The 26,318-nt window shown below is 69.1% G+C and carries 22 protein-coding genes and 1 pseudogene; 15 read left to right on the plus strand and 8 right to left on the minus strand.

The window, feature by feature from the left end; translation table 11 throughout:
- Nucleotides 1-11: 11 nt before the first annotated feature.
- Nucleotides 12-677: an ATP-dependent Clp protease proteolytic subunit gene (locus tag EDC82_RS05115; protein WP_006944395.1), complete on the plus strand. Its 666-nt coding sequence runs from the start codon at nucleotides 12-14 to the stop codon at nucleotides 675-677.
- A 118-nt stretch (nucleotides 678-795) separates the two neighbouring features.
- Here EDC82_RS05115 and EDC82_RS05120 read toward each other — a convergent pair whose 3' ends face one another.
- From EDC82_RS05120 to EDC82_RS05135, 4 genes are read right to left on the minus strand one after another with little or no spacing between them, the layout of a single operon-like run.
- Entirely contained in the window at nucleotides 796-1,872 is a 1,077-nt protein-coding gene (locus EDC82_RS05120; protein WP_038567545.1) for an ABC transporter ATP-binding protein, read from the minus strand.
- A 3-nt stretch (nucleotides 1,873-1,875) separates the two neighbouring features.
- On the minus strand, nucleotides 1,876-3,192 hold the full coding sequence (locus tag EDC82_RS05125; protein ID WP_062258279.1) for an ABC transporter substrate-binding protein: 1,317 nt from the start codon (nucleotides 3,190-3,192) through the stop codon (nucleotides 1,876-1,878).
- Nucleotides 3,193-3,232: 40 nt separating this feature from the next.
- Nucleotides 3,233-4,171, minus strand: coding sequence for a carbohydrate ABC transporter permease (locus tag EDC82_RS05130; RefSeq protein ID WP_006944415.1), 939 nt, complete (start codon nucleotides 4,169-4,171; stop codon nucleotides 3,233-3,235).
- A complete protein-coding gene (locus EDC82_RS05135) occupies nucleotides 4,168-5,118 on the minus strand; it encodes a carbohydrate ABC transporter permease (RefSeq protein WP_170957207.1) in 951 nt (316 codons plus the stop codon). The genes EDC82_RS05130 and EDC82_RS05135 overlap by 4 nt, the downstream gene beginning before the upstream one ends.
- 243 nt (nucleotides 5,119-5,361) lie before the next feature.
- Between EDC82_RS05135 and clpX the strand changes: the two genes are divergently transcribed.
- Nucleotides 5,362-6,603 carry an ATP-dependent Clp protease ATP-binding subunit ClpX gene (gene clpX, locus EDC82_RS05140; RefSeq protein ID WP_038567554.1) on the plus strand — a complete coding sequence of 414 codons (1,242 nt, stop codon included), beginning with the start codon at nucleotides 5,362-5,364 and terminating at the stop codon, nucleotides 6,601-6,603.
- A gap of 66 nt (nucleotides 6,604-6,669) precedes the next feature.
- On the opposite strand, the gene valS is transcribed toward clpX, so the two are convergent.
- On the minus strand, nucleotides 6,670-9,384 hold the full coding sequence (gene valS, locus EDC82_RS05145; RefSeq protein ID WP_062257505.1) for a valine--tRNA ligase: 2,715 nt from the start codon (nucleotides 9,382-9,384) through the stop codon (nucleotides 6,670-6,672).
- A gap of 176 nt (nucleotides 9,385-9,560) precedes the next feature.
- Here valS and EDC82_RS05150 point away from each other — a divergent pair, with 176 nt between their 5' ends.
- On the plus strand, nucleotides 9,561-10,148 hold the full coding sequence (locus tag EDC82_RS05150; protein WP_006944396.1) for a GAD-like domain-containing protein: 588 nt from the start codon (nucleotides 9,561-9,563) through the stop codon (nucleotides 10,146-10,148).
- Nucleotides 10,149-10,412: 264 nt separating this feature from the next.
- On the plus strand, nucleotides 10,413-10,907 hold the full coding sequence (locus EDC82_RS05155; protein WP_040014439.1) for a DUF6584 family protein: 495 nt from the start codon (nucleotides 10,413-10,415) through the stop codon (nucleotides 10,905-10,907).
- Nucleotides 10,908-10,944: 37 nt separating this feature from the next.
- Here the strand turns inward: EDC82_RS05155 and EDC82_RS05160 are convergent, their stop codons facing one another.
- The gene (locus EDC82_RS05160) at nucleotides 10,945-11,640 is read right to left on the minus strand and encodes an SDR family oxidoreductase (protein WP_006944403.1); all 696 of its coding nucleotides are present in this window, start codon (nucleotides 11,638-11,640) and stop codon (nucleotides 10,945-10,947) included.
- A 631-nt stretch (nucleotides 11,641-12,271) separates the two neighbouring features.
- Between EDC82_RS05160 and ileS the strand changes: the two genes are divergently transcribed.
- The 5 genes from ileS to ndk all read left to right on the plus strand — a co-directional run bounded on the left by ileS (nucleotide 12,272) and on the right by ndk (nucleotide 19,160).
- Nucleotides 12,272-15,688, plus strand: coding sequence for an isoleucine--tRNA ligase (ileS, locus tag EDC82_RS05165; RefSeq protein WP_082740685.1), 3,417 nt, complete (start codon nucleotides 12,272-12,274; stop codon nucleotides 15,686-15,688).
- Nucleotides 15,685-17,376, plus strand: coding sequence for a folylpolyglutamate synthase/dihydrofolate synthase family protein (locus tag EDC82_RS05170; protein WP_082740687.1), 1,692 nt, complete (start codon nucleotides 15,685-15,687; stop codon nucleotides 17,374-17,376). Before ileS ends, EDC82_RS05170 begins: the two co-directional genes overlap by 4 nt.
- Nucleotides 17,373-17,783, plus strand: a complete 411-nt coding sequence (locus EDC82_RS05175) for a DUF4233 domain-containing protein (RefSeq protein ID WP_006944394.1) — start codon at nucleotides 17,373-17,375, stop codon at nucleotides 17,781-17,783. Before EDC82_RS05170 ends, EDC82_RS05175 begins: the two co-directional genes overlap by 4 nt.
- Nucleotides 17,780-18,643 carry an undecaprenyl-diphosphate phosphatase gene (locus tag EDC82_RS05180; RefSeq protein WP_006944409.1) on the plus strand — a complete coding sequence of 288 codons (864 nt, stop codon included), beginning with the start codon at nucleotides 17,780-17,782 and terminating at the stop codon, nucleotides 18,641-18,643. The genes EDC82_RS05175 and EDC82_RS05180 overlap by 4 nt, the downstream gene beginning before the upstream one ends.
- Nucleotides 18,644-18,740: 97 nt before the next feature.
- Nucleotides 18,741-19,160: a nucleoside-diphosphate kinase gene (gene ndk, locus EDC82_RS05185; protein WP_062257506.1), complete on the plus strand. Its 420-nt coding sequence runs from the start codon at nucleotides 18,741-18,743 to the stop codon at nucleotides 19,158-19,160.
- A 298-nt stretch (nucleotides 19,161-19,458) separates the two neighbouring features.
- Here ndk and EDC82_RS05190 read toward each other — a convergent pair whose 3' ends face one another.
- Together EDC82_RS05190 and EDC82_RS15250 are read right to left on the minus strand one after the other, a co-directional pair.
- On the minus strand, nucleotides 19,459-19,806 hold the full coding sequence (locus EDC82_RS05190) for a TraR/DksA family transcriptional regulator (protein WP_062257508.1): 348 nt from the start codon (nucleotides 19,804-19,806) through the stop codon (nucleotides 19,459-19,461).
- Nucleotides 19,730-20,206, minus strand: a pseudogene (locus tag EDC82_RS15250) (DUF2087 domain-containing protein); the annotation flags it as partial. The pseudogene EDC82_RS15250 and the gene EDC82_RS05190, both read right to left, overlap by 77 nt.
- 549 nt (nucleotides 20,207-20,755) lie before the next feature.
- Here EDC82_RS15250 and EDC82_RS05200 point away from each other — a divergent pair.
- The 6 genes from EDC82_RS05200 to rpsO all read left to right on the plus strand — a co-directional run bounded on the left by EDC82_RS05200 (nucleotide 20,756) and on the right by rpsO (nucleotide 26,268).
- Entirely contained in the window at nucleotides 20,756-21,781 is a 1,026-nt protein-coding gene (locus tag EDC82_RS05200; protein WP_074040534.1) for a rod shape-determining protein, read from the plus strand.
- A 146-nt stretch (nucleotides 21,782-21,927) separates the two neighbouring features.
- Entirely contained in the window at nucleotides 21,928-22,686 is a 759-nt protein-coding gene (gene mreC, locus EDC82_RS05205) for a rod shape-determining protein MreC (protein ID WP_062257513.1), read from the plus strand.
- Nucleotides 22,683-23,246 (plus strand): hypothetical protein, encoded by a 564-nt coding sequence (locus EDC82_RS05210; protein WP_062257515.1) that lies wholly within the window; start codon nucleotides 22,683-22,685, stop codon nucleotides 23,244-23,246. The genes mreC and EDC82_RS05210 overlap by 4 nt, the downstream gene beginning before the upstream one ends.
- Nucleotides 23,243-25,411: a penicillin-binding transpeptidase domain-containing protein gene (locus EDC82_RS05215; protein ID WP_062257517.1), complete on the plus strand. Its 2,169-nt coding sequence runs from the start codon at nucleotides 23,243-23,245 to the stop codon at nucleotides 25,409-25,411. The genes EDC82_RS05210 and EDC82_RS05215 overlap by 4 nt, the downstream gene beginning before the upstream one ends.
- On the plus strand, nucleotides 25,386-25,817 hold the full coding sequence (locus EDC82_RS05220; RefSeq protein WP_062257519.1) for a hypothetical protein: 432 nt from the start codon (nucleotides 25,386-25,388) through the stop codon (nucleotides 25,815-25,817). The genes EDC82_RS05215 and EDC82_RS05220 overlap by 26 nt, the downstream gene beginning before the upstream one ends.
- Before the next feature lie 181 nt (nucleotides 25,818-25,998).
- Nucleotides 25,999-26,268, plus strand: coding sequence for a 30S ribosomal protein S15 (rpsO, locus tag EDC82_RS05225; protein WP_006946370.1), 270 nt, complete (start codon nucleotides 25,999-26,001; stop codon nucleotides 26,266-26,268).
- The last annotated feature ends 50 nt before the right edge of the window (nucleotides 26,269-26,318 follow it).

A 26,318-nucleotide genomic window follows, 5' to 3' on the forward strand; every position in this document is an offset into this window, starting at 1 on the left:
AGGAGACCTTCATGAACACCCACAGCTCCATGGGCCACCCGATGGGCGGCGTCACCGCGCCGATGCCGACGAGCCGCTACATCCTGCCCCAGTTCGAAGAGCGCACCTCGTACGGCACGAAGCGCCTCGACCCGTACACGAAGCTGTTCGAGGACCGCATCATCTTCCTCGGCGTCCAGGTCGACGACGCGTCGGCCGACGACATCATCGCGCAGCTCATCGTGCTCGAGTCGCAGGATCCGGACCGCGACATCGTCATGTACATCAACAGCCCCGGTGGCTCGTTCACCGCGCTGACGGCGATCTACGACACGATGCAGTACATCCGCCCGGACGTGCACACGTTCGTCCTGGGACAGGCTGCCTCGGCCGCCGCCGTCCTGCTGGGCGCCGGCGCGCCCGGCAAGCGGTACGCGCTGCCGAACGCGCGCGTGCTCATCCACCAGCCGGCGATGGAGGGCTCGGGCGGCCAGGCCTCCGACGTCGAGATCCAGGCCAACGAGATCATGCGCATGCGTGAGTGGCTCGAGGAGACGCTCGCGAAGCACTCCGGCCGCTCGATCGAGCAGGTGCGTGCCGACATCGACCGCGACAAGATCCTCACCGCCGAGATGGCCAAGGAGTACGGCCTCATCGACGAGGTGCTGACGAGCCGCAAGGCGTCGCTGGAGAGCTGACGGCTCCGGGCCCACCGGGCCTGACCCGCCACGACGAACGTGCCCGCTCCTTCCGTGTGGAAGGGGCGGGCACATTCGTCATGTCGGCATCACCCACGGCGGGGGAGCGGCCCGGGTGTCACAGCCGCTCGCCGGTCTCCGTGTCGAAGACGTGGACGTGGTCGGTCATGGGCTTCACCGCAAACCGGTCACCCTGCGTCGGGCGCACGCGCTTGTCGACGCGCGTGCCGATGCGGGGGCCGTCAGGCTCGCCCGCGGGGCGACCGTAGACGAACGCCTCCGAGCCGAGCGTCTCGACGAGTTCGACCTCGAGCTCGAGCGCACCCGCCTCACCGGGCTGCGCGACGACGAACGCCTCGGGGCGCACCCCGATCGTCACGCGATCCGACGTCGCCTTGATGTCGCGCGACAGCGGCACCCGCATGCCGTGGAACGTCGCGTCACCGCCGGTGAGCGCGGCGTCCATGAGGCTGATCGACGGCGAACCGATGAAGCCCGCGACGAACGTGTTGCGCGGCCGTTCGTACAGCTCCTCCGGGGTGTCGCACTGCTGCAAGATGCCGTCCTTGAGCACCGCGACACGGTGACCCATCGTCATCGCCTCGACCTGGTCGTGCGTGACGTAGACGGTCGTGACGCCGAGGCGTCGCTGCAGCGCCGCGATCTGCGCACGCGTCGAGACGCGCAGCTTGGCGTCGAGGTTCGACAGCGGCTCGTCCATGCAGAACACCTTGGGCTGGCGCACGATCGCGCGACCCATGGCGACACGCTGACGCTGGCCACCCGACATCGCGCCCGGCTTGCGCTCGAGCAGGGGCTCGAGCTCGAGGATCTTCGCCGCCTCCTCGACGCGGGCGTTGATGTCCGCCTTCGAGGTGCCTGCGTTCTCGAGCGCGAACGCCATGTTCTGACGTGCCGTCATGGTCGGGTAGAGCGCGTAGCTCTGAAAGACCATCGCGACGTCGCGATCACGGGGACGCACGCCGGCCTGGTCGTGGCCGTCGATGAGGATGCGGCCCTCGTCGACCGGTTCGAGGCCGGCGAGCATGCGGAGCGTCGTCGACTTGCCGCAGCCCGACGGGCCGACGAGGACGAGGAACTCCCCGTCGGCGATGTCGAGCGTGACCTTGTTGACGGAGGGACGGGGCGCACCCTTGTGCAGGCGGGTGGCCTCGTCGAAGGTGACGGATGCCATGAATTACTTCTTCAGCTTGGGCTTGATCTGGGAGTCGTACTTCGCCTGCAGCGCCTTGTCGAGCGCCTCGAGCGTCGACTTGACGTCCGAGCCGGCGATGATCTTGTCGAGCGAGGTACCGATGTCGATGCCACCGCCGGGCAGGAACACGCGGACGTTGTCCTGCGGGCGGGCCTTCGGCAGCTGCTTGACGGCGACGGCGTATTCGGGGTTCTTCTCGAGGTACGCCTTCTCCTTCGCGTCGTCCATGGCGGAGGTGCGCACCGGCATGTACCCGGTCGCCTGGGAGAAGGTGATCGTGTTGTCCTTGTTCGTCATGAACTCGATGAACTTCACGGCGTTCTTCTGACGCTCGGCGGAGATGCCCTTCGGCACCGCGAGGCCGGCGCCACCCGTCGGCACGGTCTTGATGCCGCCCGGCGCGGGCAGGAAGCCGATGCCGACCTTGAAGCTTGCGTCCTTGATGACGCCGGCGAGGCCACCGGTCGACTCGATGGCGCAGGCGCCGATGCCCGAGGCGAAGTCAGCCTGGCTGTCCTTCGACGTCTGCATCCAGCCCTTCTTGGCCCACTCCTGGATCTTCGTGGCGGCCTTGACGGTGCCCTCGGACGCCATGGTGGGCGTCCAGTCCTTCGAGTAGCCGCCGCCGTAGCTCCACGCGATGGACTGGAACGTCCAGTCGAGGTAGTCGGAGCCGTCGTCCAGGACGATGGCCTTCTTGCCCGAGCCCATGGCCGACTGCAGCTTGGGCGCCCACTGCTCGAACTCGTCCCACGAGGTCGGCGCACGGTCCGGCAGACCGGCCTTCTTCCAGGCGTCCTTGTTGTAGTAGAAGATGACCGTCGAGCGCGAGTACGGCAGGGCGTAGTGCTTGTCCTCGTACTTGTAGTCGTCGTACAGGCCCTTGACGTAGTCGTCCGTCGAGAGCTTGTTCTCGGACGTCAGGGCCGACATGTCGGCCAGACGGTCGTTGAGGGCGAAGTTGAACCACGTCGTGTCGGAGACGATGACGACGTCGGGCAGGCTGCCGCCGGACAGGGCCGCGTTGAACTTCTGCGCGACGTCGGGGTAGCTCTTGCCGGCGTCGACGAGCTTGACCTTGAGGTTCGGGTTGGCCTTCTCGAACTCGGCGATGAGCTTCTGCTCGGTCGCCTTCGACTTGCCGGGGTGGTTGCTCCAGAACTCGATCGTGTTCGAGTCGCCGCCACCGTTGTTACCACCGCTGGAGGAGCCGCCGGAGCCGGCGCAGGCGCTGAGGCCTGCGGTGACGACGGCACCAGCCGTCAGGCCGAAGAGGTTGCGGCGCGAGAGTGTGGACATGAGTTTCTTCCTTCGTCTGGGTGAAGCGTGGGGGAGAGGGTCAGCCCTTGACGGCGCCGGCCGTGAGGCCCTTGATCATGTGGCGCTGCAGGACGAGGAACAGGGCGAGAACGGGGAGCATGGCGAGCATCGTGGCGGCCATGACAGGGCCCCAGTCCGTGATGCCCTCGTTGTTCTGCAACTGGGTGAGGCCGACCGGCAGGGTGCCGGTGCGCTGGTCGTCGGACATGAGGAACGGCCACAGGTACTCGTTCCACTCGTTGACGACGGTGATGATGGAGAACGCGATGAGGGTCGGCCACGACATCGGCATGACAACCTTGCGCAGCAGCTTCATCGGCCCGGCCCCGTCCATGCGCGCGGCCTCGATGATCTCGCTGGGGATCGACAGGAACTGGTTGCGCATGAGGAACGTGCCGAACGCGACGCCCGCCAACGGCAGGATGATGCCCTGGTAGGTGTTGCGCCAGCCGAGCTGGCTGACGAGGGCGTAGTTCGAGATCACGGTGATCTGGTTCGGCACCATGAGCGCCGCGATGACGACGATGAACACGAGGTTGCGCCCGGGGAAGCGGATGAGGCTCAGGGCGTAGGCGCTCATGACACCGAGGACGATCTTGGCGAGCGACAGGATGACGGTGACGATGACCGAGTTGCGGAAGAAGTCCCAGAAGGGGATCGACTGCGTCGCGGTCTTGTAACCCTCACCCGTGACCGAGTGCGGGAACCAGACGGCGGGCGTCGTGTAGATGTCGCTGCGGTGCTTGATCGACGTCATGAAGATCCAGTACAGCGGGATCGCGACGATCGCGAACGCGATCATCATCGCGGCGTAACCGGCGATCGTCATCGGCAACCCGCCGTGGTCGAGGACCTCGTTGCTGTGCGCCTCCTCGCGGGGGCGTCGTCGGAACGGGGAGGAACCCGACCGCTTCGGCGTGGCCGCAGCGGCGTTCTCCTGCGGGGCTGCGGTGCTCATGCCTTCTGCTCCTTGTCCATGACCCGCACCTGCACGACCGTCACGACGAGCAGGATGAGGAACATGATGGTCGCGATCGTGGCGCCGTAGCCGGCGCGCTGGTTGACGAACGTCTCCTGGTACACCTGGTAGACGAGCGTCGACGTGCCGTAGCCCTGGGGGCCACCGCGCGTCATGATCTGGATGATGTCGAAGACCTGGACCGAGTTGAGCAGCACCGTGATCGACAGGAAGAACGTCGTCGGGCGCAGCTGCGGTAGCAGCACCTTGGTGAAGCGACGCCATGACGACGCGCCGTCGATCTCCGCGGCCTCGTCGAGGTCGGTGCGGCGACCCTGCAGCGCGGCGAGGTAGATGACGAACGTGTAGCCGATGTTCTTCCACACATACGTGAGCGTCACCATGACGAGGGCCCAGTTCGGATCCTGGTAGAAGTCCGGGACGCTGAGCCCGACGCGGTGCGCGAGGTCGGAGAGCAGACCGAAGTGCGGGTCGAAGACGAACTGGAACGCGAGGCCGACAGCGGTGCCGGACAGGACGAACGGCGCGAAGATCGCCGAGCGCACGAGGTTGCGACCGCGCAGCTGACGATCGAGCAGCAGCGCGAGCCCGAGACCGATCATCATCGACAACCCGACCGTCGCGACGGTGAAGATGGCGGTGTTGCGCAGCACCTGGTGCGCGTTGGCGTCGTGCAGCCACGTCGAGTAGTTCTGCAGACCGATGTAGTTGAGCGTCGGCGCCGACAGCGTCCAGTCGGTGAACGACAACCGGATGTTGTCGATCAGTGGTCGGTAGGTGAACACGGCCAACAGCGCGAGGTTGGGCAGCAGCAGCGCTGCCGCCGTCAACCATTCACCGACGGGCCGGCCGCGGCGTGGCGGCGGGGGGCCGAGGGGCGCGGGCGGGTGCGCCTGCGGCGAGAGCGTGGGGGGGTCTTCGAGCACGCGCAAAGGTTGTCCTGGCAAGGTGTCCTGGAAATGAACAACAGGTGTTGGTCGTGTGTCCATTTGAGAGTGATTCGCGACGCGAGGCGTGCGGGGACTCCGCGTCCGTTGCGCCCAGCGCGAACAGCCTTGGCCGGCGCCCGCCACGCGGGATTCAATGAGGGGCAGCGAGGGCCCCGTCGACTACCGTCGTCGGGTACGCACACCCGTCTCGCGGCGGGTCGCTCGACGAAGGGATGACGGATGGCACGCGTGGGAGAGAGCGGCGACCTGCTCAAGTGCTCGTTCTGTGGCAAGAGCCAGAAGTCGGTCAAGAAGCTCATCGCCGGCCCGGGCGTCTACATCTGCGACGAGTGCATCGACCTGTGCAACGAAATCATCGAGGAAGAGCTGACCGACTCGGTCGACATCGGCCTCGAGAAGCTGCCGAAGCCGCGCGAGATCTTCGACTTCCTGCGTGAGTACGTCATCGGACAGGACGCGGCGAAGCGCTCGCTCGCCGTCGCCGTCTACAACCACTACAAGCGCGTCCAGGCCGCCGAGGCGTCGGGGTCGAAGGATCCGGTCGAGATCGCGAAGTCGAACATCCTGCTCATCGGCCCCACGGGCTGCGGCAAGACCTACCTCGCGCAAACGATGGCGCGCATGCTCAACGTCCCGTTCGCCATCGCCGACGCGACGGCGCTGACGGAGGCCGGCTACGTCGGTGAGGACGTCGAGAACATCCTGCTCAAGCTGCTGCAGGCGAGTGATTTCGACACCAAGCGCGCCGAGACCGGCATCATCTACATCGACGAGATCGACAAGGTGGCGCGCAAGAGCGAGAACCCGTCGATCACGCGTGACGTCTCCGGTGAGGGCGTGCAGCAGGCGCTGCTCAAGATCCTCGAGGGGACGGCCGCGTCGGTGCCGCCGCAGGGCGGGCGCAAGCACCCGCATCAGGAGTTCATCCAGATCGACACGACGAACGTGCTGTTCATCGTCGGTGGCGCGTTCGCGGGCCTGGAGAAGATCATCGAGGACCGCAAGGGCAAGAAGGGGCTCGGCTTCGGCTCGCAGCTGCACCTGCCCGCCGGTGGGGATGCGTCGATGACCGACGTGCAGCCCGAGGACCTCATGAAGTTCGGTCTCATCCCCGAGTTCATCGGCCGCCTGCCCGTCATCACGACCGTCGAGCCGCTCGATCGCGAGGGCATGGTGAGCATCCTCACCGAGCCGAAGAACGCACTCGTCAAGCAGTACAAGCGCATGTTCGAGATCGACGGTGTGCAGCTCGAGTTCACACCAGACGCCCTCGACGCCGTCGCCGAGCAGGCGATGAGTCGCGGCACCGGCGCGCGCGGGTTGCGCGCCATCCTCGAAGAGGTCCTGCTGCCCGTCATGTTCGACGTGCCGAGCGAGGACGACATCGACAAGGTCGTCATCACGCGCGAGGTCGTGCTCGACCGCATCACCCCGACGATCGTGCGACGTCGCGCTGCCTGACGCGCGCGTCCTGACGTACTGAGAGCCGCGATCCTGCCTGGCAGGGTCGCGGCTCTCAGTCGTTCGTCAGTTCTTGACCTTCGGCGGGGGAGCGAGCAGCTCGGTGTCGCGCACGAGCAGGACGCCGTTCTCCGTCTCCTCCTCGACGCTCGTCATGGCGCTGATGCGACCGGCTGCGCGCAGGTCGGCTTCACCCTTGGTTGCGGCGGCGAGGGCCGCCGCCGGGCCGGCGAGCGTCATCGCCGTCACCTCGGCGCGCATGCCGAGCTTGGCCTCTGACTTCGCGCGGCGCACACCGGCGAGAGCCTGAGACACGGCGGTGAGGACGAGCGGGTCACCGTCGGGCAGGGACGCGAGCTCGTCGCGCGTCGGCCAGGTGGCGCGGTGCACCGACTCGGCGTGCTGCCACGACCACACCTCTTCGGTGGCGTATGGCAGGAACGGCGCGAACAGGCGCAGCAGGACGTCGAGCGCGATGCGGACGGCGGCACGCGCCGACGCCGACTCGGCCTCGGCGAATTCACCGTCACGGTTGTTGGCGCGCTCCTTGACGAGCTCGATGTAGTCGTCGCAGAACGCCCAGAAGAACGTCTCCGTCAACTCGAGCGAACGCGTGTAGTCCCACGTCTGGAAGCTCTTCGTCGCGTTCTCGACGACGTCGCGCAGGGCCGTCAGCAGCGAGACGTCGAGAGGCTGCGTGACGTGCGGCAGCAGCGCCTCGACCGTCGGTGCAGCGTCGGCATCGGGCGTCACCGGAGGCGTCATGAGCGCGAACTTGGAGGCGTTCAGCACCTTCATCGCGAGGCGACGGCCGACCTTCATCTGGCCCGTGTCGTAGGCGGCGTCCGTCCCGAGGCGGCCCGAGGCGGCCCAGTAGCGCACGGCATCGGCGCCGAACTCCCTGACGACGTCCTCCGGTGTCTGCGCATTGCCCTTCGACTTCGACATCTTCTTGCGGTCGGGGTCGAGGATCCAGCCGGAGATGGCGGTGTTCTTCCACGGCACGGTGCCGTTCTCGTGATGGGCGCGCACGACCGTCGCGAACAGCCAGGTGCGGATGATGTCGTGGCCCTGGGGGCGCATGTCCATCGGGAAGATCTTGTCGAACAGCTCGGGGTCGCTCTTGTGCGCCTTGCCGTCGGCGATCGGCCAGCCCGTCGCGATCTGCGGGGAGAGCGACGACGTCGCCCACGTGTCCATGACGTCGGGGTCGGCGATGAACCCGCCGGCCCGGCCGCGCTGGCTCTCGTCGTAGCCCTTCGGCGCCTGGCCCTGCGGGTCGATCGGCAGCTCGGACTCGTCGGGCACGATCGGGTTGTCGTAGTCGGCCTCGCCGTTCGCGTCCAGCGGGTACCAGATCGGGAACGGGACGCCGAAGAAACGCTGACGGCTGATGAGCCAGTCGCCGTTGAGGCCCTCGATCCAGTTCGTGTAGCGGCTCTGCATGAACGTGGGGTGCCAGTCGATCTCGTTGCCACGAGCGACGAGCGCCGACTGCAGATCCTTGTCACGGCCACCGTTGCGGATGTACCACTGGCGGCTCGTCACGATCTCGAGGGGCTTGTCGCCCTTCTCGAAGAAGTTGGCCTTGCGCTGCGTCTTCTTCGGCTCGCCGTCGAGGTCACCGGAGGCGATGAGCGCCTTGACGACGTTCTCGCGTGCGGTGAACGTCGTCTTCGTCGCGAGCTCGTCGGCGAACAGCTGCTCACCCGGGCCGCCCGCGATCCACTCGGGCAGCTCGCCCGTGATGCGGCCGTTGCGCGTGATGATCGAGCGCGTCGGCAGCTGCAGCTCGCGCCACCACTGGACGTCGGTGAGGTCACCGAAGGTGCAGCACATGGCGATGCCGGCGCCCTTGTCCATCTCGGCGCTCGGGTGCGCGAGGACGGGGATCTCGACGTCGAACAGCGGGCTCTTCACCTTCGTGCCGAACAGCGGCTGGTAGCGCTCGTCGTCGGGGTGGGCGATGAGGGCGACGCAGGCGGGCAGCAGTTCGGGGCGCGTCGTCTCGATGTAGACGTTCTCGCCGTCGCTCGTGTGGAAGGCGACGCGGTGGTAGGCGCCCGGGTAGTCGCGTGCCTCGAGCTCGGCCTGGGCGACGGCCGTCTGGAACGTGACGTCCCACAGGCCCGGGGCCTCCTGCTGGTAGGCCTCGCCGCGCTTCAGGTTGCGCAGGAACGCCTGCTGCGCGACGGCGCGTGAGCGCTCGTCGATCGTGCGGTACTGCACGTTCCAGTCGACGCTGATACCGAGGCGGCGGAAGAGTGCCTCGAAGGTCTCCTCGTCCTTGACGGTGAGCACGTCGCACAGCTCGATGAAGTTCTTGCGCCCGATCGGCTGCTGGTCGGCGGCCTTGACGCTCTTGCCCTCGGCGCCCTCGAGTGGCGGGGTGTAGTTCTCGATGTAGGGCTTCGTCGCGTCGCCGCGCACGCCGTAGTAGTTCTGGACGCGACGCTCCGTCGGCAGGCCGTTGTCGTCCCAACCGATCGGGTAGAAGACCTCGCGTCCCTGCATGCGCTGGTAGCGCGCCATGCAGTCGGTGTGGGTGTAGCTGAACACGTGCCCGACGTGCAGGCTGCCCGATGCGGTCGGCGGGGGAGTGTCGATGCCGAAGACCTGCTCGCGCGGCAGCTGTAGGGCGCGCTCACGGTCGAACGTGTACGTGCCGCGTTCCTTCCATACCTGGCCCCAGACGTCCTCGAGGCCGTCGACGGTGGGCTTGTCGGGCATCGTGCGGGCGCCGGGGGGCGTCCGCTGGGCTGGGGTGGTGTCGGAAGTCATGGGGTCATTTTTCCATGCCTGACGTCCTGGTGCGACCGGCGGCGACGAGGCGGGCTCGGTGCGACAACGCCGGGGCGGGGGCCTAGGCTATGAGCAGATGGTCGGCGACGCGCCCACATGCCGGGCGCGTAGGAGAATCAGGGCGAGACGTCGCTCGGACGAGGGAGCACACGAACATGAACGCCACGCCGCGCGGCGCCGCCGCGATCGAGCCCTTCGTCGCGCGTTTCGCGCCGAGCGACGTCACCCCCGTGGGGCCCGCGTTCGTCGAGTACGCGGCCGACCGGCTGCCGCAGTCGCTGCTCGCGCTGTACCGCGATCACGGCATCGGCTGGTACGGCAAGCAGGAGCTGCAGCTCGTCGACCCCGCCGTGTGGACGCCCGTGCTGCAGGAGTGGTTCGGTGTCGGCGTCGCGAGCATCCCGTTCGCCGTCACGAGCTTCGGGCACGTGTATCACCTCGACGAGGACGGCCGCGTGCAGTGCCTCGACCCGCACTTCCTGACCAACCTCGTCGTTGCAGAGTCGGCCGACGAGTTCTTCGCCGAGCACCTCGTCGGGCCGTCGTCGCACCTCGCGGACCTGCGCGGACCGCACCAGGGTGCGCGCACCAAGCTGGGGCTGCTCGGTGAGGGCGAGCTCTACTCGTTCACGCCGATGCTGCCGCTCGGCGGCACCGTCAGCCCCGACGCACTGACGAAGGGTGACGGCGTCCAGCACGCCCTCCTGACGCACCGCATGGTGCGCGAGCAGCGTCAGCGCTGATCCGCCAGCCTGTGGTCATGCGCTGACCTGCGGGAGCCCCGAACACCCACCTCGGTGAGGATCGACAAAGCACGCCCCACTTCAATGGAAGTGGGGCGTGTTTTGTCATACCGGGCGAATGGCGCGCCAGCGCTGAGCGAGTGACGTGCAGGTGCTCGGGCACCACGTCGACAAGCCCCGCAACCTCGCCAAGTCGGTGACGGTGGAATGACGCGCTGAGAATGGGGTCGTGCGTCGGCCCGCCGGTAGGGCATCATCAGGGCCATGACCGCCCTCGACAGAGCCCGCGGCGACATTGCGCAAGGCCGCCTCTGGATGGCTCGTCAGCGCTTGACGAGTTATCTCGTGGAGTCGCCCGACGACGAGGTCATCGCGCTGCTCGCGCAGGTGCACCTCGAGATGGGGGATCTGCCCGCGGCGGGCGCGCTGCTCTTCGTCCTGGGGCGCGACGACGAAGTGGCGCGAGAAGCAATTGCCGCGTGGCGGACCTTCCGCGGAGGGCCTGCGGCGCAGTGGCGCAGCATCCCCAGACGGGTTCGCATGGTGTCCACGGCGCCGCAGGTTGCGCAGTTGCGTGTCGAGGCGGGCGAGCCGCGGCGATGGCACGGGGATCGGGCCCCGCAGGAGGGCTACACAGCCGGCTGGCGTGAACGCGCCGGAGACATCGGGTGCGGATTGACGATCGTGCTGGTCACTTCGTGGAGCCTCTTCCTCATGCTGTGGGGCGCGTGGAGTTTCTCTCAGTGGGTGCTGCACTGACCAGGGACACGCGTGCCCATGGTGTCGCTCAGGTGATTCATCGCGGGCCGGGGCGGACGGAGATCATGTCGACGTTCGCGTCCGGCGTCGCCGTGAGGGCGAGGCGGGCGGCGCTCGCGACCGACTCGGGCCGCAGGTAGTTCGCCTCGTCGTACTCGCGGCCCTCGAAGGAATTGAGCTCGACCTGCATGTCGGTCGCCACCCGCCCCGGGTGCACGGACGAGACGCGGATCCCCCTCGGGCGCAGCTCCTCTCGCATCGCGTCCGTGAGGGCGCGGGCTGCGAACTTCGACGCCGAGTAGACGCCGCCGGGGCCACCCGCCGTCAGCCCCGAACCGGAGTTGATGACGACGACGGTGCCGCGAGCCGCCTCCAGGGCGGGCAGGAGCAGCCGCGTCAGATCGGCGACGGCGACGACGTTGATCTCGAACGTGCGGCGCCAGTCGTCACGACGCAGATCCGTCAGCGCGCCGCTGCCGAGCACACCGGCGGAGTGGACGACGCCGTCGAGACGCGTCAATCCGAGAGCTTCGACGGCGCGAGTCGTCGAGGCCTCGTCCGCCAGATCCGCGACGAACGGCCGGGCGTTCTCGTATCGCGCACACGCCTCGGCCACGGCGTCGGCGGACGTGCCGCCGATGATGAGGTCGTGATCGGCGGCCAGGGCGTCACAGATGGCGCGGCCGATGCCGCGCGTACCGCCGGTGACGAGGACGGTGGGGCGAGACGTCATGATGTTCTCCTCAAAAGGGTGGGCCCGTCGACAGGCATGGTCGGCAGGGCGGCGGGGCTGGACTCACGGTAACGAAGACCTGGCGGCGGGCCCGGCTCCGTCTGCTCGGTGGGCCCGTTGCTGCGCTTCCCGGCCCCACAGATCCTGCCCGCAGCGGCCGGTTTCTCAGCTGCCCGAGAATCGTGCATCTGCACGAGGAATGTGCGTCATGAAAGTCGTGCAGATGCACATTACTCATGCAGTCGGCCCGGGCTGGTCGACTCACCACTGGTGCAGCTGGTCCGGGCTCGTCGAGTCGCTCCGGGGCAGGTGGCAACAGGCCGGGGGCACCGGCTTGCCCGTGCGATCGAGCACTCCGCCACGGCGGGTAGCATGGTGGCAACGACGTTCGAGCCGTCATCAGCGGCGAGTCCCCGGAAGAACAGGTTGCGCACACCGCGAGCGCACCCCAGTAGAACCGGGCGGGAGTGGCCCGTCACAGCCGGCATGAAGCGGTCATGTCGCTCCTCGTGCGCCCGCCACCGGGCGAGAGCGCGGGTTCGAGATGGCAAGCAAGGTGGTACCGCGGCCACCCGGCACACGCCGGCGACGTCGTCCTTGCTCGACGATCTGACGCGCAAAGGATGCCACCATGACCTACCCCAAGGTCGACCTCACGCGAGAGCACGCGGCAGCGACCCCCGATGACGCAGCGGGAGCGGCCGCCACGACCCCCGGCACCGGCGAGGCGTTCGGCATCCCCAAGGGCGTGCCGAGCAGCCCGAACTTCCCGTCCATCGAGAAGGCCGTCCTCGACTACTGGCGGCGCGACGACACGTTCCAGGCCTCGATCGAGCAGCGCGACGCCGGCGAGAACGGCGACAACGAGTTCGTCTTCTACGACGGCCCGCCCTTCGCGAACGGCCTGCCGCACTACGGCCACCTGCTGACGGGTTACGTCAAGGACCTCGTGCCGCGCTACATGACGATGCGCGGCAAGCGCGTCGACCGCGTCTTCGGCTGGGACACGCACGGCCTGCCCGCGGAGCTCGAGGCGATGCGCCAGCTCGGCCTCAAGACCAAGGACGACATCCTCGACATGGGGATCGAGAAGTTCAACGACGCCGCGAAGAAGAGCGTCATGAAATACGCCTCCGACTGGGAGGACTACGTCACCCGCATGGGCCGCTGGGTCGACTTCGAGCGCGGCTACCGCACGTACAACTCGGGCTACATGGAGTCGGTCATCTGGGCGTTCAAGTCGCTCTACGACAAGGGCCTCATCTACGAGGGCCTGCGCGTGCTGCCGTACTGCTGGAACGACGAGACGCCGCTGTCCAACCACGAGCTGCGCATGGACGAGGACGTCTACAAGAACCGTCAGGACCCGGCGGTGACGGTCGGTTTCACGCTCGAGACGGGGGAGAAGGCCCTCATCTGGACGACGACGCCGTGGACGCTTCCGAGCAACCTCGCCGTCTCCGTCGGCCCGGACATCGACTACGTCGTCGTCGAGGCCTCCGGCCCGACCGGCAGCGACGAGAAGTACGTCATCGCCGAGGCGCGCCTCGCGGCCTACAGCAAGGACCTGTTCGGCGAGAAGCTCGACGCCGACGCGCTTGCCGCGAAGGTCGTGCGTCGCATGAAGGGCTCCGAGCTCGTCGGCCTCACCTACACCGCGCCGTTCACGTACTTCCTCGACGACGAGCGCGTCGTGGGCAAGGCGTGGCGCATCCTGTCGGCCGACTACGTCACGACCGACGACGGTACGGGCCTCGTCCACATGGCTCCCGCGTTCGGTGAGGAGGACAAGGCCGCGACCGACGCGGCCGGCATCCCCGTCGTCGTGCCCGTCGGCCCCGACGGCCGGTTCACCTACCCGGTGAGCGACTACGAGGGCATGCAGGTGTTCGACGCGAACCCGCACGTCATCGACCACCTCAAAGCGGCGACCAAGGGCGACATTGCGAACGCCGGGCACGCCAGCGACGGCACCGTCCTCGTGCGCCGCGAGAGCTACGACCACTCCTACCCGCACTGCTGGCGCTGCCGTCAGCCGCTCATCTACATGGCGGTGAGCTCCTGGTTCGTCGAGGTGACGGCGATCAAGGAGCGCATGCTCGCGCTCAACGAGGAGATCGACTGGGTGCCGGGCAACGTCAAGCACGGCCAGTTCGGCAAATGGCTCGAGAACGCGCGCGACTGGTCGATCACCCGAAACCGCTTCTGGGGCAGCCCCGTTCCCGTCTGGAAGTCGGACAGTCCCGAGTGCCCGCGCCTCGACGTCTACGGTTCGTTCGAGGAGATCGAACGTGACTTCGGCGCCTTGCCCCGCAATGCTGACGGCGAGGTCGACCTGCACCGTCCGTTCGTCGACGAGTTGACGCGCCCGAACCCCGACGACCCGTCGGGGAAGTCGACGATGCGTCGGGTCGACGACGTCCTCGACGTCTGGTTCGACTCGGGCTCGATGAGCTACGCGCAGGTGCACTACCCGATGGAGAACGAGGCGTGGTTCGAGAACCACTTCCCGGCCGACTTCATCGTCGAGTACATCGGTCAGACGCGCGGCTGGTTCTACACGCTGCACATCCTCGCGACGGCGCTGTTCGACAAGCCCGCGTTCTCCTCCGTCATCTGCCACGGCATCGTGCTCGGCAGCGACGGGCAGAAGATGAGCAAGTCGCTGCGCAACTACCCGGACGTGTCCGAGGTGTTCGACCGTGACGGCGCCGACGCGATGCGCTGGTTCCTCATGTCGAGCCCGATCCTGCGCGGCGGCAACCTGTCCGTCACCGAGCAGGGCATCCGTGACGGCGTGCGTCAGGTCATGATGCCGCTGTGGAACGCGTACTCGTTCTTCGCGCTCTACGCGAACGCCGCAAACGGTGGTGAGGGTTACGACGCGCAGTGGTCGACGGCGTCGAACGACGTGCTAGACCGTTACCTGCTCGCCAAGCTGCACGACTTCGTCGCGCAGGTGCAGACGCAGATGGACGCGTACGACATCGCGGGGGCGTGCGACAGCGTCCGCAGCTTCCTCGACGTGCTGACGAACTGGTACATCCGCCGCAGCCGCGAGCGGTTCTGGGGCACCGGATCGTCCGCGAGCACGGGCACCGAGCACGAGGCGTCGAGCAACGAGGCGTTCGACACGCTCTACACCGCGCTCGAGGTCGTGACGCGCGCCGCCGCGCCGCTGCTGCCGTTCGAGACCGAGCAGATCTGGCGCGGCCTGACGGGCGGACGCTCGGTGCACCTCACCGACTTCCCCGTCGCCGGCGACCTGCCCGCGGACGCCGACCTCGTCACGGCGATGGACCGCGCCCGTGAGGTGTGCTCCGCGACGCTCGCCATCCGAAAGGCCGAGAAGCTGCGCGTGCGCCTGCCGCTGGAGTCGGTGACGTTCGTCGGTGAGAACCCGCACCCGTTGGAGCAGTTCGCCGATCTGATCTCCGACGAGGTCAACGTCAAGAACGTCGTGCTCGCCGACTCGGCGAACGTCGACGCGGATGCGCTCGGCGTCAGCCGGCGCCTCACCGTCAACGCTCGCGCGGCCGGCCCTCGGCTCGGCAAGAACGTGCAGCAAGCCATCAAGGGCAGCAAGTCCGGTGACTGGTCGCTGGGCGCCGACGGCGTCGTCACCGCCGGTGGGCTCGCGCTCGAGGAAGGCGAGTACACGCTCGACATGGTCGTCGACACCGAGAAGGCCGGCGCCGACACAGCCGCCGGGATGCTGCCCGGTGGTGGCTTCGTCGTCCTCAACACGCAGGTGACGCCGGAGCTCGCCGCCGAGGGCCTCGCGCGCGACATCGTGCGCGCCGTTCAGCAGGCCCGGCGCGACGCCGGTCTCGACATCTCCGACCGTATCTCGCTCACCATCACCGGTGACGACGAGGTGTGGGCGGCGACCGTCGCGCACCAGGACCTCATCATGCGTGAGACGCTCGCGGTGCAGTTCGGTTCGGCGGGCGCGGCGCACCAGCTGCCCGACGGCGTCGGCACGAGCGTCGAGGTCGGCGACAAGCAGCAGGTGCGTATCGTCGTGAAGAAGGTGGAGAACAAATGAGCGACCAGCGTCCGCGCGACGAGAACGACTACGACGGCGACGGATTGGACGGCGCCGACGTCAACGAACACCTCGTCGAGGGTGAGAGCCCCCGCGACGGGTACGCGACATTCGGCATCCAGGGCGAATCGTTCGGACACGCGAACGAGGAGATGGATCTCGACGAGTACGTCGCCGAGCACGTCATCGGTGACGGCTCGGCCGGCCCGGGCGCTGAGACGGGCGACGCCGCCGACCCCACGGAGCGCGCCCTGACGACGGGCATCGTCGGCGACAACCTCGTGAGCAAGAAGGCCCAGCGCAGCGGCGACCCCCGGGCCGCCGCTCGCGAGGCCGAGGAAGCTGCAGCGCTGCGGCTGCGGGCGCGCGAGATCGAGGACGAGATCCTCGCGCGCACCCCGGAGAACAACCCCGAACCGTCCCTCGAACGTGTGCGTCGCGCGATGGAACTGCTCGGCGACCCGCAGACGAGCTTCCCGATGATCCACCTCACGGGCACGAACGGCAAGACGTCGACGACCCGCATCCTCGAGCGGCTCGTGCGCGAACACGGTTTGAAGACAGGGCGGTTCACCTCACCGCACCTGCACGACTTCCGTGAGCGCATCAGCCTCGACGGCGAACCCGTCGACGTCGAACGACTCGTGCGCGTGTGGGACGACATCGAACCGTTCATCGCGATCGTCGACCACGAGAGCACGAGCAACGGCGGCGTGCGGATGACGTACTTCGAGGTCATCGTCGTCCTCGCCTACGCCGTGTTCGCGGACGCGCCCGTCGACGTCGCAATCGTCGAGGTCGGCCTCGGCGGCGCGTGGGACGCGACGAACGTCGCCGACGGCGTCGTCAGCGTCGTCACGCCCGTGGCGCTCGATCACCAGCGGCTGCTCGGTGACACGGTCGAGGACATCGCGCACGAGAAGAAGGGCATCATCAAGCCCGGCGCGTTCGCCGTCGTCGCCGCGCAGGTGCCGGAGGTCGACGAGATCCTGCGCGAACAGTGCCTCGAGGTCGACGCGACGATGCTGCGCGAGGGCGACGCGTACGCCGTCACCGCGCGCGAGGCGGCCGTCGGCGGGCAGATGATCTCCGTCAAGGGCCTCGCCGGCGAGTACGACGACCTCTTCCTGCCCCTGTTCGGCGCGCACCAGGCACACAACGCCGCGACGGCGATCGCCGCCGTCGAGGCGTTCCTCGGGGGAGGAGAGACTAAGATCGACGACGGCGTGCTGCGCGCCGCGCTCGACGCCGTCACCTCGCCCGGGCGACTCGAGGTCGTGCGGCGCTCGCCGACAGTCCTCGTCGACGCCGCGCACAACCCGGCCGGCGCGCAGGCACTGCGTGAGGCGCTCGCGGATTCCTTCCAGTTCAACCGCCTCGTCGGGCTCGTCGCCGTGCTCGCCGACAAGGACGCCGAAGAGCTGCTGCTCGCGCTCGAACCGACGCTCGACCACGTCGTCGTCACGCGCAACACGTCGCCGCGCTCGATGGATCCGCGCGAACTCGGCCAGCTCGCCGCCGAACTGTACGGCGACGATCGCGTCACCGTCGTCGACAGCCTGCCGGACGCCCTCGACCGCGCGGCGGCCCTCGCCGACGACGAAGGCGTCGGAGGTGGCGTCCTCGCGACGGGCTCCGTCGTCACGGCCGCGGACGTGCGCATGCTGCTGGGGGTGACGTCGTCATGATCGCCGAATGGATCCGTCGCCTCCGCTTCACCGGCGTCGGCGAGAAAAAGACGCGACAGCTCGCGGGCGCCGTCATCGGCTGCCAGGCGTTCGTCCTGTTCTTCTTCGCGCTCGTCGCGTGGGGCCTCGACCACTCCCGGCACCCCGACGGTGGCGGCAACGCGACGACGTTGCTCTGGGTCGGCATTGCGCTGGCTGTGCTCTGCCTGTATTCCAGCGCGTCGATGCGCAAACCGCTCGGCATTCCGTTGGGATGGGTGCTGCAGGCAGCGACGCTGCTCACCGCGTTCATCGTCCCGTCCATGCTCGTCGTCGGCCTCATCTTCCTCTCGCTGTGGATCACCGCGCTCGTACAGGGCGACAAGATGGACGAGCTCACCCGTAACTTCATGAGGGAGTATTCATGAACTGGCTCGAGGCCGTCGTCCTCGGCATCGTGCAAGGGCTCACCGAGTTCCTGCCGATCTCGTCGTCGGCGCACCAACTGCTCGTCGGTCGCGTGTTCTTCGACAACGACGGCGGCGGCGCCGCGTTCACCGCCATCAACCAGCTCGGCACGGAGACGGCCGTCCTCGTGTACTTCTGGAAGGACATCGTCCGCATCATCAAGGCGTGGTTCGGCTCGCTGCGCGGCCACGTCGCGAAGGACGACCCCGACGCGCGGATGGGCTGGCTCGTCATCATCGGCACCCTGCCGATCGGCATCCTCGGCATCCTGTTCAAGAGCGCGATCGAGGGCACGCTGCGCAACCTGTGGATCACCGCGACGATGCTGCTCGTCTTCGCGCTCGTCATCATGCTGGCCGATGTCGTCTCCGACAAGCGCGTCGAGGAAGGCCATCACGAGAAGGGCCTGGACGAGCTGACGTGGGCCGACGGCGTCAAGTACGGCTTCTTCCAGGCACTCGCCCTCATCCCCGGCGTCTCGCGCTCGGGCGGCACCGTCGCCGGTGGTCTGTTCATGGGCTACTCCCGACCCGCCGCGGCTCGCTACTCGTTCCTGCTCGCCATCCCGGCGGTGCTGTCGTCCGGCCTGCTCGAACTCATGGACGTCATCAGCAAGGGCAAGGATCACGACTCCGGCAGTTGGGGCATGATCGCCATCGCGACACTGCTCGCGTTCGGTGTCGGCTACGCCGTCATCTCCTGGTTCATGCGATACATCTCGACGCACAACTTCCGCCCGTTCGTCATCTACCGCATCGCGCTCGCACTCGTCGTCTTCGGGCTGCTCGCGACCGGCACGATCGACGCCGCCGTCAACTGAGCGATCCACGCGCCCGCCGCGACGAACGGCATTCATGATCTGCCCCCGACCTTCGATAGGTTGGGGGCAGATCCGCACTCTCTGCCTGGAGGACACCATGACCGCACAGCTCGAACGCTCCCTCGTCATCATCAAGCCCGACGGCTACCGCCGCGGCCTCACCGGCGAGGTGCTGCGCCGCATCGAAGCGAAGGGCTACACGATCGCCAAGCTGCAGGTGACGGAGGCGACGCGCGACCAGCTCGCTGCGCACTACGCCGAACACGAAGGCAAGCCCTTCTACGAACCGCTCGTCGAATTCATGAGCTCCGGCCCCATCGTCGTCGCGGTCATCGAAGGCAACGACTGCATCAAGGGCTTCCGCTCCCTCGCCGGCGCCACCAACCCCACCGAAGCGGCCCCCGGATCCATCCGCGGCGACCTCGGCCGCGACTGGGGCCTCAAGGTGCAGCAGAACATCGTCCACGGTTCCGACTCCACCGAATCCGCCGAACGCGAGATCGCGATCTGGTTCTGACCTTCCCTCGCTGTGTCTTCCGGTGAGCGACAGGTGTGGGCTCGCAGGCTCGCCCACACCTGTCGCTCGCTCGGTGCGACACAGCTTCGGGCGGGATGACGGACGCCGCCTCGACCGCTCACCTCGCACGCTCGGTGTCCGGCCGGGGCGGCGTCCGTCATCCCGGGCCCGCGTTCGCGTGGATCGAGGGTCGGTTCCGGTGAGGCGCTGATCGGATGCGCATGCCACCGAGCGAGGATCGGTGTGCGGTGAGGCGTTGACTGCACATCGGGCTCACCCGGACGGCAGGGGGTGGGGCTCAGCGCGCTGCCGCGCACGTAACGCAGCGGGTGGCTGTCGGGCGAGCCTCGAGACGAGCGTCCGGAATCGTCGCGCCGCAGCGTTCGCACACACCGAACGTTCCCACGTCGACGCGTGCGAGCGCAGCGTCGATCGCAGCGAGTCGGCCACGTCCCTCGTCAGCCAGCGACGAGACCTGGGCCCGGGCGACGGCGACCGTCGAACCCTCCGGGTCGTGCTCGTCGTCGATGTTCGCATCGCGCGCCGACTCGACGATGTCGGCCCAACTCTCATCCAACCCCCGCAGGCGAGCCACCGTCTCCCGACGTTTCTCGACCAGCAGCGCGCGAGCAGCGTCCGGGGTCATGCCCCCATCGTACGGTCACCGTCGGCCAACCCGCCACGGCACCGGGACGAGCGACAGTGGGCCGAGCTGCACCGCAGTGCGTCGCGTCGGGACGGGGACGCCTCAAGACGACCGCCGCGTCACGCGCCCCGTCGAAGTGCCACGACGAAGCGCCACGCCGGGCGTCACCGCTGCGGCGTGCGCTGCCACAGCGCCGCGAACACGTCGGCCTCCTCGCGGGGAAACTCCTGGCCCACCGCGTGTCGCGGGCCGGTGGCGCAGGTGCCAACGTGTACTCACCCGCTTCGCGCCGGAGACAACCGACGTTGACGAGCTCGCAGCGCGGATACGCAGGGTCCTCGTGGACCTCAGCCAGCATCCGCGACACCTCGGCCTCCGGGTACGCTCGACGCGGTTCGAAACGCGTGACGAGACGAGGAGCACGGCCATGCGCTTCGTTCGCTTCGTGGGGATGGTGCGCAGGCGGCTGTCGTCGAAGAACTGACGAGCCGACTTCCCCAGAGCCGTCGGGATGATGGGGTCCTGGGCGAGAGGGCTTGGCGCGCCGTTCGGGATGGGGGACGCCGCCCGGTCGGTCGGAGGCTGTTCGATCGCAGGCTGCGTCCGCGTCAGTTCGGTGCGTGCCTGCAGGTAGGTCGCGTCAGACGCGGCCATCCGGGCGCGCACGAACTTCTTGAAATCGGCATCTCGGGTCATGTCAATCGCTTTCGCGCGTCGAGAACGCCCCAGCCGCACGACGCGTCAGGCGCATGCTGCGGGAGATGATCCGCCTGAGAATCCGCTTCCCTTCGCTCCGACGCATCCGGGCTGAGGCCGGGCGTGAGCTGGGCGCAGGCGGCGCCACGGTCATCGTGCCGTGCCGGCGCGGCGCGGCGCCCGGCCAGCGAATTTGCGTCCGCCCCTTGCTCGGCGAACGGCGGCACCCAGACAACTTTGAAATACTCACCCGGTGCTCGGACGACTGAAGACCCCCTCGCGTGATCTCGCGATCGACCTCGGGACCGCGCACACGCTCGTCTACGAGAGCGGGCAGGGCATCGTCGTCGACGAACCCAGCGTCGTCGCACTCGACGCGGCGACCGGCGACCTGCTCGCCGCCGGCCACGACGCCAAGGAGATGCTCGGACGAGCCCCCGGGCGCGTCTCCGTCGTCCGCCCCCTCGTCGGCGGCGTCATCAGCGACGCCGACGCCGCCGAGCGCATGCTGCGCTACTTCATCGCCCGCTCGCGACCCTCCCGCCTCATCCGCCCACGCGTCGTCGTCTGCGTCCCCTCGGAGGTGACCGGCGTCGAACGCCGCGCCCTCGAGGACGCCGCGATGCGCGCCGGCGCGCGCCACGTCGACGTCATCGAAGAAGCCGTCGCCGCCGCAGTCGGCGCCGGGCTCAACGTGCAGGCCACGCAGGCGTCGATGGTCGTCGACATCGGCGGCGGCACGAGCGACGTCGCCGTCACGAGCCTCGGCGGGGTCGTGCGCTCACGCTCCGTCCGCCTCGGCGGCCACGAACTCGACGACGCGATCGCAGCCCACCTGAAGAACGAATACGCGCTGCTGCTCGGCGAACGCACCGCCGAACGCATCAAGCTCGACGTCGGCAGCGCCTTCCCGCTCACCGAGGAACTGACGTGCGAGGTGCGCGGACGCGACCTCATCGGTGGGCTGCCGCGCAGCGTCACCGTGACGAGCGTCGAGATCCGGCGCGCGCTGGAACCGACCCTGCTCGCGATCTGCGACACCGTCCGCGCCACCCTCGACGCATGCCCGCCGGAGCTGGCCGGCGACATCCTCGACACCGGCATCGTCCTGACCGGCGGGGGAGCGCAGCTGCGCGGGCTCGACGTGCGCCTGCACCACGAACTCGCCGTTCCCGTCCGCGTCGCCGCCGACCCGGCGAACGCCGTCGTCCTCGGCGCCGGTGCGTGCGTCGAGAACTACGACCTCATGCGTGGGCTGCTCATGCCCGTGACGCGGTGAAGAACCCGCGCCGGGCGCGAACAAGGTCGACGTCGTCACCGACGGCGAGATCCGGGCGCGGGGGGCGATCGGTTCGGCGGTCGTCGGGTGAATTCGGTGCTGCCCCGCCGCGACGCGACCCGCACCGCCGCGGCCGACTCGTCGCGGTGGCCGTGCTCGCCGTCCTGCTGCTCGCGCTCACCGCCTCACCCGCGCTGCGCGCACGGGGTCAGCACTTGACCTCGGGTGCGCTCGGTGCGATCGCCGGCTGGGTGACCCCCCGCGACGACGCGTTGCGCGAGGCGAAGGAAGCGCGCATCCGCGCCGAGGCGCGGGCCGCCGCCGTCAGCGACGCCGACCACGTCGTCGACGAGGCTTCGAAGCTGTCGCGCTCGTTCGCCGCGTCAGGACGCGACGTCGTGACAGCGCGCGTCGTCGCGTTCACGCCCGCGACGGCGGCCGGTGACGCCCGGCGCGTCCAGATCGACGCGGGCCGGGACGCCGGGCTCGAGACGGCGCAGGCCGTCGTCGCGGCCGGCGGGCTCGTCGGACGGGTCACGGCGGTCGACGAGCACGCCGCGACGGTCACGCTCATCACTGACCCGGCGAGCGTCGTCGGAGCGCGCCTCGAACCGGGCGGCACGCTGGCCCGCGTCAGCGGAGCGGCGCCCGACGGGGTGGCCGCGCGCGCCGAGGGATCCGTCAGTCTCGTTCTCGCGGCGGGCGGTTCGGCGACGAAGGGAGCCCGCGTCGTCACCGCCGGCAGCCCCCAGGGCCGGCCGTACCCGGCGGGGTTGCGCATCGGGACGGTCACCTCGATCGACCCCGACCGTGGCCGCCTGGAGCGCAGCGCCACCGTCCGCCCCGCCGTCGACCTCAGCAGCCTCGACGTCGTCGGCGTGCTGCGCCCGCGGGCGTCGCGATGACGAGCGCCGAACAGCGCGTCCTCTTCGCGCCCGAACCGCTGCGCGAGCCCGCGACGATCCTCGCGCGCCCGTCCGCGCTCGCCGCGACGCGGGCTCTGTGGACGCTCGGCGCGGGCGTCGTCGCCGTCCTGCTGCCCCCGCACCTGGGCCAATGGGTGGCGTGGCTGGGCGCGCCGCTCGCGGTGAGTGTCGTGCTCGACGCGGGGGCGCTCGCCGCGCTCGGCTGGCTGCTCGCCGGGCTCGTGCTCTCCGTCGTGCTGCCGCCCGGCGGCGTCGACATCGTCGCGCATGCGGCGGCGATCATCGCGACCGTGCTCGTCCTGCGACGCCTGCGGGTGGCCGCGACGGTGAGTGCCTGGTCGGCTGCGGCGCTAGCCGCTGTCGCCGTCCTCGTGCACGACCTGACGCTCGTCGCGCTCGCCGCGGCCCAGAGCGGACGCGTCGGCGTCGCCGTCCTGCCGCTGCTCGTGCGTGTGGTAGTCGGCGGCGTCATCGGCCTCGCCGTCGTCGGGCGCTGGAACCGCTGGGCTGCGCGTGAACGAGCGCGAGGCCGGGCATGAGGCGGCTCGCGCGGCTCCGTCGTCGCGTCGGCTCGAGGCCGGAGCGACGTGCCTCTCGTGGCCATGCCGAGCCCGGGCGCCGCCGTCAGGCCAGCCGGCCACGAACCGGTTCGCGTGCCGCGGGTGGCCGACGCGCCACGCTGGGGCCGTTTCTCCTGCCGGAACGCATCGGTTCTCGGCGAGGTACGGGTGGCACCTCGGCGGCCCAACGGCGCCTCGCGATCTACCTCGTCCTGACGTTCGTCGCCGCGATCGTGCTCGTCGGACGCCTGGCCCAACTGCAGCTCGTCGACGCTCGGGCGAGCCGCGCGGCCGCCGATGCGATGACGACGCGGGCCGTCGTCGTCCCCGCCGTGCGCGGACGCATCCTTGCCGCGGACGGCAGTGTGCTCGTCGGCAACGGCTCCACGACGACGCTGACGATCACGCCCGACCAACTGCGCCGTCCGGAGAACGCGCATCGCATCCTGAGCCGCGTCGCGCACGCCATCGACCGCCCCGTCGCCGACCTCGAACGGCGCACCGCGACCTGCGGCACGAAAGGCGCCGCGCCGGCACCGGTGTGTTTCTCCGGTCAGCCGTTCGAGCCCGTGCCGATCGCCTCGGACGTCCCGACGGAGGCCGTCAGCGGCATCCTCGAACAGCCGGAGCGCTACCCGGGCGTCGCGGCGACGACCCGCCCCACACGCACGTACGGCCCGAGCGGCAGCTCGCTCGCGCAGGTGCTCGGCTATCTCACGACGACGACGGCGGACGACGTCACCGCCGCGCGCGAGGCCGGCCGCGAAGCTCCCGCGACGACGGCGCTGCTCGGGCGCGCGGGCCTGGAGCAGCAGTACGACACGCAACTGCGCGGCCGCGACGGACGCCGCGTCGTGAGCATCACGCCGACGGGGGAGGCCGAGCGCGTCGTGGCGGACGAGGCGCCGACGAACGGCGCCGATGTGCGCACGAGCCTCGACCCCGGGCTGCAGAAGTCCGCGGCCGACGCGCTCACGAAGGGGATCGCCGCGGCCCGTAAGGGCGGGTCGAAGGCCGATTCGGGTTCCGTCGTCGTCATGGATGCCGATTCGGGTCAGGTGGCGGCGCTGACGAACCAGCCCACCTACGACCCGAGCGTCTGGAACGGCGGCATCACCCAGGCCGAGTGGGACACGTTGACGCGCGGCGGCTCCGACCCGCTCTCGAACCGTGCGGTGACGGTGGCAGGGCCGCCGGCGTCGACGTTCAAGGCGGTGTCGCTGTTCGGGGCGGCCGCGGCTGGTGTCGACCCGAAGGGGACGTACGACTGCCCGAGTTCGCTGCGCATCGGCAACCGCACGTTCACCAACTTCGAGTCGGAGGCGCACGGTCGCATCGACATCCCGACGGCCCTCGAGGTTTCCTGCGACACCGTCTTCTACCGCTGGGCCTACCGCAGCTGGCTCGACGCAGGCGGGGCGAAAGCCTCCGTCGACGCACCCGACGCGTTCGCCGCAGCCGCCCGCACGTTCGGCTTCGGTGCCCGCACCGGCGTCGACCTGCCCGGCGAGGCGAGCGGCGCCGTCACCGACCGGGCGCAGAAGCGACGCGACTGGGAGGCGACGCGCGCCCGGAGCTGCGAGCGCGCGAAGCGCGGCTACCCCGAGGTCACGGACAAGGCGCGGGCGGCTTACCTGAAGCAGGTGGCGCAGGAGAACTGCACGAGCGGGTACGTGCTGCACGCCGGTGACGCGGTCAACCTCGCGATCGGTCAAGGCGACGTCAGCGCAACGCCACTGCAGATGGCGGCGACGTACGCCGCGGTGGCGACGGGCGGCACACGCGTGACGCCGACGCTCGTGCCCAACGCGACGTCCGCGCAGACGGAGACCACGAGCCTGCACCTCGACCCCGCGATGCTGGCCGTCGAGCGCGACGGTCTCGCCCGCGTCCTGCGCTCGGGGACGGCGTCGGACGCCTTCGCCGGGTTCGACCTCGCCCGCTTCCCGATCAGCGGCAAGACCGGCACCGCCGAGGTGTACGGCAAGCAGGCGACCGCGTGGTTCGCCTCTTACATGCCCGAGCCAGTCGCGGGGCACCGCTACGTCGTCGTCGTGCGCGTCGACCAGGGCGGCGAGGGCGGACGCGTGGCGGCACCCATCGGGCGCGCTGTGTGGGATGCCATCGCACGTCGGGGCGCCTGAGGCGGGCGCGGGGTTCGGTTTCGCGCTCGGCGCGACGAGCATGTTCGCCTCGGCGATCCTGACGGCCGGCATCGGCCCGTGGCTGCCTTACCAGATGCTCGGTGCGAGCTGGGTCGCGCTCGGTGCCGGCCTGTTGCCGTGGCGGCGCGGGCTGCGCTGGCCCGCCGAGCTCGCGCTGCTGTGCGGCTACACGGCGTTCGCGTCACTCGCGTACGGCTTCGTCCTCAACATGTCGTTCTGGCCGTTCTCGACGACCGGCGACCCCGGCATCAGCCCCGTCCCGGGGCGCAGCTTGCGACAAACCTCGCGCACTTCGTCGCGTTCAGCCTCGCCACGTCGCTGGGCTGGGATCTGGGGCGCGTCATCACGAACGTCGCCCTCGTCCTGGCCGTCGGCCGGCCCGTGATGACGGCGCTGCGACGCGCGTCGCGCCGGGCCGCGTTCGAGGCCCGGGGCGAGTTCGTCGATTAGGCCGCCACCTCCTGCCGCTGATAGCCTGAACGAAGCCGTAGACCGGCCGCGGATCGAGAGCGCCCCAGTGAACAGGCCTGGGAGCACCGCGCAGCGAGAGTTCAAAGGAGTCAGGTATGCCCCTGGACGTTGAAACGAAGAAGAAGATCATCGCCGAGTACGGCACGTCCGAAGGCGACACCGGCTCGCCCGAGGTTCAGATCGCCCTGCTGACGCAGCGCATCAAGGACCTGACGGAGCACTCGCGCACGCACAAGCACGACCACCACAGCCGTCGTGGTCTGCTCCTGCTCGTCGGTCAGCGCAAGCGCATGCTGCGTTACCTCGAGTCGGTCGACATCGAGCGTTACCGCTCGCTGATCAAGCGTCTCGGCCTGCGCCGTTGATCGCATTGATCACCATGATCTGACGCCGAGTGGCGGTCATCCCTGAAAGG

The sequence above is a fragment of the Dermacoccus sp. SAI-028 genome (assembly GCF_004346775.1).
Classification (GTDB): Bacteria; Actinomycetota; Actinomycetes; order Actinomycetales; family Dermatophilaceae; genus Dermacoccus; species Dermacoccus nishinomiyaensis.